At 59.7% G+C, this 5563-nt stretch carries 4 protein-coding genes; all 4 read left to right on the top strand.

What is annotated here, in order from left to right; all coding sequences use genetic code 11:
* The first annotated feature begins 450 nt into the window (after positions 1–450).
* The 4 genes from Q319_RS0122310 (at position 451) to Q319_RS0122295 (ending at position 5525) form a co-directional block, all read left to right on the top strand.
* Entirely contained in the window at positions 451–891 is a 441-nt protein-coding gene (locus Q319_RS0122310; RefSeq protein WP_162178698.1) for an anthrone oxygenase family protein, read from the top strand.
* 817 nt (positions 892–1708) lie between these two features.
* Complete coding sequence (locus Q319_RS0122305; protein WP_029484607.1) at positions 1709–3106, top strand: replication initiator protein A; 1398 nt, start codon at positions 1709–1711, stop codon at positions 3104–3106.
* 295 nt (positions 3107–3401) lie between these two features.
* Positions 3402–4001, top strand: coding sequence for a hypothetical protein (locus Q319_RS0122300; protein WP_156039548.1), 600 nt, complete (start codon positions 3402–3404; stop codon positions 3999–4001).
* A gap of 27 nt (positions 4002–4028) precedes the next feature.
* Positions 4029–5525, top strand: coding sequence for an AAA family ATPase (locus tag Q319_RS0122295; RefSeq protein ID WP_156039547.1), 1497 nt, complete (start codon positions 4029–4031; stop codon positions 5523–5525).
* The last annotated feature ends 38 nt before the right edge of the window (positions 5526–5563 follow it).

Below are 5563 nucleotides of genomic sequence, written 5' to 3'. Positions count from 1 at the left end.
TCCGCTTCCTGGTGCTATCTCGCCAACATTCGCCTGATGCTCCGTCGCCTCGACCCATCCGTCGAACCTTTATAAACACGCTCTTAGCCGAATCAGGAGTGCAGAGATGTAACGGAAGAAGAAGGCGGGTAAATCAAGGCCCATATACCGTCTAATAAAAGATAGGCTCGAATTCCAGACGGCGGAGCGGTGCCCTGCCTGCCACCCCTGCTGCATAGGGATCACTTCAAGATCCGCGCGCCCTCCTGCGCTCAGGAAAAGTTGGGACTTTCGACCTCACGCGCCAACCTATTTCCCCGTCTTCACATTCTGGGTCGCCTTTTGCCCGCAGTTTGAACACCCTAACCCCATGTCGCTTCGCCTGGACACTGCATGCCCAGCAGACGCCACATGCCTGAAGTGAGGTGTACGGTGAGGCTGCGCTTTGGCGTTGTGGGCAAAGGAGACAGCATGAATCTTCTGTGGATCCTCGCTACCTTCCTGGCGGGTCTGAACGCGGGCCTTCTGTTTTCAGGGCTGCTGGAGGGTGTTTACCTGCGGCGCGTGGGTCTGAGCGCCTATTTGCAGATGCATCAACCGCGCGACGCGCTCTTTCGGCGGGTGATGCCTCCGATCTTGCTCACACTGATGGCATGCTGTCTGGGACTAACCGCCCTGACCTTTGGGACTGGGCGTGCGTGGTGGGCCGCGATGGCCTTTGTTCTGATGCTGGCCGACGTGCTGATCACCGTGCGATTGATGGTGCCCCTCAACGTTCAACTCGGCGGCTATGACGCCCTGAATGCGCCGCCCGAAGGTGAGGAGGCCCGGCAACGTTGGTTCGCCCTGCACCCGCTGCGGACGGGATTGGGTGATCTGGCCTTCGTATCGCTGGTCCTCTTCTCACTCTGAGGCTCAGACTGGGCGCTGACCCCGCATCTCGTACATTTCCGATAACGCCACTCCGTTTTTGGGCGGGCGTTTACAGGATTGATGTGCTATGGAAACTTGGCAGTCAACGGCGGCGCGCTGTCCCATTTGAACCCTCTCGTTTCCAGGGCTGAAAAATGTCGTGTCTGTGGAGACCGAACACTGTCCCGTTGAAAGGATCCTTTCATTGAGACACAGACAGCCCAGGAGACGGCGTTTCCAGTGAAGGGCGAGCTGAGAGGCCAGGGAAGGGAAGTTGGGCTTCTCCTTCCCCTTAGCGGAGTAGCGCGCACAGATCTTGAGGTGACCCCTGCATAGCGATACCTTTGCGGGAAACAGAGCAGCGTCAGCGCGGCACAGCAGACACCTTCACAGCGATACCTTTGCGGGATTTTATCTGTCAACAGGGGATTTCTCCGTGTGACACAGTCGCTAGCGCTTTCACAGCACTAGCGATACCTTTGCGGGATATAGGAGAGAGATAGCGACACCTTTGCGGGATTGCCCAAAGTGGCCACTAGCGATACCTTTGCGGGAAAGAGAGGCTTTTCCTGTCCAGGACAATCTTTTGCTAATTTCAGGTCCAAATGGACCCCTGGAGGGGCACTAGCGACACCTTTGCGGGGAAGGGGGTCTAAACTAGCGACACCTTTGCGGGAAAAGGGGCCAAACTAGCGATACCTTTGCGGGAAAAGCGCCAGGAAGTGTGTGCTGCACACGAGGACCGACTCTCCTTGTTGTTGTTTTTTTTATATCTTTACAGTAGTTAAAAAACAACAACACCAGAACGGGAGCCGCAGTGGTCAAAAAACCCAAAACGCCGAACCTGCATGACGAACTGAACTTTGCCCGCTTCGGGGTCATCAGCATGCATTCGCGCGTCGATCAGGGGGTCACCACCTGGAACACCGAGTTCACGGTGAATGCCCGCACCTTCCGCATTGAGGCGATCACCCCACAGGGCCGCCCACACGGCATCGACACCGACACGCTGGTGTCCCTTGAAACGCTGTTCGTCGCCCACGGCTGCCCCGAGGACAACTGGGTTCACACCACCGCCTACGAGGTCCGCGAGCTGATGGGCCTGGCCAACAACGGCGAGAACTACCACCGGCTGCGCCAGAGCATCCGGCGGCTGTATTTCACCAGCGTGATCGTAGGGCGCAAATCCTCGCTGACCGGAACCCAGAAGGTGAGATGGGACAATGTGGGCGTGCGCTTTTTCGAGGGCCTGCGCTACCGCGACAGCGAGGACGACGGCGAACTCAGCGCTCTTGAAAGTGAGGCGACATTGAGCATCCGCCTGGGTGAACAACTGGCCGACAGCATCCGGGCCGGCATTTCACAGGTCCTGGACGGTCAGCTCCTGCACCGCCTGGAACAGCCGCCTGCCCGGGCGCTGTACCGCACCTTGCAGGCGCACCGGCGGCAGGACGACGGCCAGATGCTCAAAGAGCTTCAGGTGCCGCTGACCGAGTGGCGGCAGGCCACGGGACTCACCACGGACCGCAGTGACCTGGTGCGCCGGGCGCTAGCCTCGGCCCACGAGGAACTGCTAGCCAACCACTATCTGGAACGCGCCGTGATCGAGGGGCGAGGCAAAGCGGCAGTGGCCCAGTACACCTTTGCGGAGACGCACGCGGCAGACCCGGCCCTGGTGCGGCTGCTGCGTCAGGCCGGGGTCACGGTGGCCCGCGCCACCGCGCTGGCGGGCCAGCATCCCGAGCGGGTGGAAGAGGCGCTGCGCTTTCTGGAACTGCGGCAGCGCGCCGCTCAGGGCGGCGTGCGCAATCCGGGGGGGCTGGTGGCCGACTTTCTGGAGCATCCGGCCAAGTACGATCTGCCTGCTGACTTCGTGACGCCCGAGCGGCAGCGCCAGGAGCGCGCCAGTCAGGTCAAGGAGCAGAAGCTGAGTGCCGAGCGGGAGGCGCAGACCCGGAGCGAGGCGCAGCTCAATCAACTTGGTGAAGCCCCCCCAGCAGAGCAGTGGACGGCCCAGCGCGCCACCTTGCAGATGCTGCTCAAAAAGCACCTCAATGCCGCGCAGTGGAGCCAGCTCGAACACCTGGCCCAGCGCGGGGAGATCGGAGCGGTGGCCCTGACCCGTGAATTGCTGGAGGCCACCGCCCGCTCCGCAGTGAAAGAGCAAATTGATCAGCTCAAACGCAGACTCAACCCCCTACTGCCAGTGGACTGATGGGGGTTAAATCCATCAGAGCCAGGGAGTTTCTCCCTGAAATGCACAACTCCAGGGTGCGGCTTTCGTCACGTCCTGCCGGACAAGTTGCGCAGGCTGTTTTTCGCGCTCTCCTGGGAGCCAGTGGGTGGCTGAGTTTTTACAGTGGCATCGTGGGCGGCCAGCTCCGGTCATGGGTGGGGGAGACTGCGAGCATCCCACCTGTGGAATACTCCGCTCTGAATTCATGAGAGACGAGGCCACAATCGCCACCGATGCGAGCGCCGTCGGAACAGCCGCAGCCTACGGGGGCGTTATGCGAGATCATGCTGGGTACACCAGGGAAGTCAGCGGTCAGATCCCCCGGACCGCGTTGCAAGAGGTCACGGCGGCGCTGGCCGCCCTGCAACAGCTTGACCTTCCGTTCGGGGTCCGTGCTGTGCTTCATGTTGACGCTCAGGATGAGGAATTGCGGGCCGTTCTCTGCGTGACCCATCCAAACGTGACTGTTGTGAGGATTCCACGCAACAGCAGCCCCCTCCACCAACGCGCACACGAACTGGCGACGCAGGCATTGCGTGACCTGCCGCCCCGCACCCGGATTCCATTGCAGGACGGCCCCAGAATTGCGGCGTACGCCGTCAAGGGTGTGGACACGCCGGCACCTGCTTACGCCGTTTCGTTCTGGATGAACGGCGAGATTCAGGTGGTTTCGGGAACGGTTGAACCGCAAGAAACCAGGGCGCTGACCAGCCACCTGCTCAAAGCCAAGGCTCAGGAAGGCGTGCCTGCCGGATTCAAGGTGATCGAAGCGGGGTACGCCGTCTTGCGCAACAACCAGGCGAGCTGGGGCGTCACGGGCAGGGAACTGGCGCAGCTCAGAAGCGCCGCTGCCGCAGGTCTTTCAAACTTTTGAGTTTTGCCGCGCGGTCTAAACTGGCCCATGTCTTCTCTGCCTGCGCGACGCCGTTCACACGTGCGGTTCAGCGTCCCTGAACCGATGCCGCAGGGGCTGGCGCGGCCCCGGCTCCAGGAGCAACTCGCTGATCTGACCATCAAAGTCGCCGCCTTGCTTGCCCCTTCCGGTTACGGCAAAACCGTGTTGCTGGCCCAATGGGCACGTCAGCAAAATGGGGAAGTGATCTGGCTCAAGCTGCATCAGGAAGACCGGGACGCTCACTTTTTCCTTCAATCTCTTGTCGACGCTTTCCAGCACTTCGGCCTGAATTTGTCGTACTGGAAATCTGGAGCAATCCTCGAAACCAGTCCCTCGCGTGCCCTCCTTGCCCTGCTGCATGACGTAAACAACCATACGGTTGACCTAACGCTGATTGTTGACGGCGGCGAACACCTGAGTGATGACTCTGCCAATCTTCTCAACGCCTTCCTTGATGGATTGGGCGAGGGTCACCGCGTCTTCGTCGCCCAGCACGAGGCTTCGAGCTTTCAGATTGCTCCCTTCCTTGCGTCGGGCATTGGCACCGAGATCAACGCGAGCCAACTCCGCTTCACTGAACATGAGGTAGACGTTCTGGCCCAAACGTTTGAGGCAGACTCACTTCCCTCTGGCGGCCTCCACGGCTGGCCCGCAGGAGTCATGCTGGGATTTCACGCTCAAAATAACCAACTTCAGGCCGGCACGGAACACCTGTTGCTCACGCTGGTGCGCCGGCTTCCTGAAGACATCCAGCAGGCCCTTCCTGCCCTGAGTGTCATGGAGATCTGGACACCCATGACGCCCAGTGTCCTGCATCTGAAGCTTCCTGGTGACTGGCTCGATCAAGTGCGGCGGGTGGGCCTGCCCGTGCTGCAACAGGGCAAAGCCTTCATTCCACACGACGCGCTGCGGGAATACTTACAAGGCACCTTGCAAGGGGACGAGGCCCAGTTCAAAACGGTTCAGGGATACGCCGCCCAGCAGGCAGATAGAGAGGGGAGACCTTACGCGGCAACCCTTCATTTTTTAGCGGCTGGTCAGATCGAGAGCGCCCTGAACATGATCCAGAATCTGGTTCCGGGCTGGTACCGAACGGCCAACTGGAAAATCGCCATTGACCTGCTTTCAAAAGTGCCTGACGGGTTTCTCACGTCAGAACTGCGTTCCCTCCTGGCTCTGTCGCTGGGAGAGACTGGTGAGGGAGAGCGTGCGGAAACGATCGCAAGACGTCAGATTGACCTGTCTCCCACGGCCACGGCGTATTACGCGCTTTCATTTCGCAACTACCGAACGAACGATTTCGATGAAATGCAAAGAAGCATTGACGGTGGGCTTGAAACTATTCGTGTCATGCCCAGTCCAACGAATCAGCGTGACACCATTCAACTCCTCCGAAGTCAGGCCGTTCTTTACATCTCGACCGGTAAGCCAGAAGAAGCTCTTGAATTCAGTACCGGACAACTCGATTTCAATAGCGTCCTGAACAGCATTTTTGACATTTGAGCATTTGGTTGTCATCTGGGACGGCGAAAGGCGGCTTC

The sequence above is a fragment of the Deinococcus marmoris DSM 12784 genome (genome assembly GCF_000701405.1).
Lineage (GTDB): Bacteria > Deinococcota > Deinococci > Deinococcales > Deinococcaceae > Deinococcus > Deinococcus marmoris.
The sequence above is the reverse complement of the archived record's forward strand: the minus strand, read 5'-3'. Positions and strand labels throughout refer to the sequence as shown.

Bases quoted from the DNA above. Each gene is read 5' to 3' on its own strand.
- Q319_RS0122300 (WP_156039548.1), top strand. From the start codon at position 3,402: ATGCGAGATCATGCTGGGTACACCAGGGAAGTCAGCGGTCAGATCCCC.
- Q319_RS0122310 (WP_162178698.1), top strand. From the start codon at position 451: ATGAATCTTCTGTGGATCCTCGCTACCTTCCTGGCGGGTCTGAACGCG.
- Q319_RS0122295 (WP_156039547.1), top strand. From the start codon at position 4,029: ATGTCTTCTCTGCCTGCGCGACGCCGTTCACACGTGCGGTTCAGCGTC.